The sequence below is a fragment of the Streptomyces sp. NPDC002785 genome, assembly GCF_040295565.1.
GTDB lineage: Bacteria > Actinomycetota > Actinomycetes > Streptomycetales > Streptomycetaceae > Streptomyces.
Map to the genome: position 1 here is coordinate 1 of NZ_JBEOVN010000424.1, position 1,484 is coordinate 1,484.

The 1,484-nt window shown below is 74.1% G+C and carries 1 protein-coding gene; it reads left to right on the plus strand.

Annotation, left to right across the window (positions count from 1 at the left end; translation table 11 throughout):
- A partial coding sequence (locus ABTZ94_RS37515) for a SpnB-like Rossmann fold domain-containing protein (protein ID WP_351207941.1) occupies positions 1-1,484 on the plus strand: 1,484 nt, incomplete at both ends.

Sequence of the window (1,484 nt, forward strand, 5' to 3'; positions counted from 1 at the left end):
GTGAACGCTGTCGGCCTGGAATCGGCCGACCACCCGCTCCTGGGCGCAGCGGTGCCGCTGGCGACGACCGACGGCTTCCTGTTCACCGGCCGACTTGGCCTCGACACCCACCCGTGGCTGGCCGACCACACCGTCCTGGGTTCGGTGCTGCTACCGGGTACGGCCTTCGTCGAGCTGGCCATCCGCGCGGGGGACCAGGTCGGCTGTGACCACCTGGAGGAACTCACCCTGGAGGCGCCGCTGGTGCTGCCCGCACGTGGCGGCGTCCGGCTGCAGCTCACGGTGGGCGCGCTGGACGACGGCGGCCGCAGTTCGCTGGCGATCCTCTCCCGCGCGGCGGACGCCCCGGCCGAGGAGCCATGGACCCGGCACGCCACCGGCATGCTCGCCACCGGCGCCCCGCGGCCGGAGTTCGCGCTGGCCGAGTGGCCGCCGCGCGGCGCCGAGGAGGCCGATGTGGCGGAGCTGTACGCGGCCCTGGCTGCCGACGGACTTCCCTACGGCCCGGCGTTCCAGGGGCTCACCGCCGCCTGGCGGCGCGGTGACGAACTGTTCGCCGACGTCGAGCTGCCCGAGCGGTCCCAGGCCGCCGAATTCGGTTTGCACCCGGCGCTGCTGGACTCCGCGCTGCATGCGCTCGGCCTGGCCGGTGACGACCAGGGCCAGGGGCGGCTGCCGTTCGCCTGGAGCGGGGTGTCGCTGTACGCGAGCGGCGCGGCCACGCTGCGGGTCCGGCTGGAGCTGCGGGGTGCCGCGGATGTGAGACTGGAGATCGCGGACGCCACCGGCGCGCCGGTGGCCGCCGTGGAGTCGCTCGCACTGCGCGCGATCTCGGCCGAGCAGGTGCGGGCTGCACGGACGGCATTCCACGAGTCGTTGTTCCGGCTTGAATGGGTCGAGCAGCCCGCCGCCGACGCGGGTGCGCGGGACGGTGCCCGGTGGGCAGTGCTCGGATCCGACCGCCTGGGGCTCGGGGCCCCTGCGTACACGGACCTCGCGGCGCTGACCGACGCGGTCGTATCCGGCGCGGAACTTCCGGAACTTGTCTTCCTGTCGCCTGACGCGCAGGACGACCGGGACGCGGCCGGTGCGGCGCACCGGGCCACTGCCGAGGCGCTCGCCCTCGTCCAGGAGTGGCTGGCCGACGAGCGGTTCGCCGCCTCCCGTCTGGTGCTGGCCTCCTCACCGGCCGACCTCGCGCAGGCTGCCGTCTGGGGCCTGCTGCGTTCGGCGCAGGCCGAGAACCCGGATCGCTTCGTCCTGCTCGACATCGACGATCAGGACGCCTCCCGTGCGGCCCTTCCGGCCGCGCTGGCCTCCGGCGAGGAGCAACTGGCCGTTCACGCGGGTGTCATACGGACCCCGCGGCTGGCCAGGGTGCCGGTCGCCGACGGTGCCGAGGCCGCTGTGTGGGATCCGGAGGGCACGGTGCTGGTCACCGGTGCCAGTGGTCAGCTGGGTGGTCTGTTCTCCCGTTACCTGGT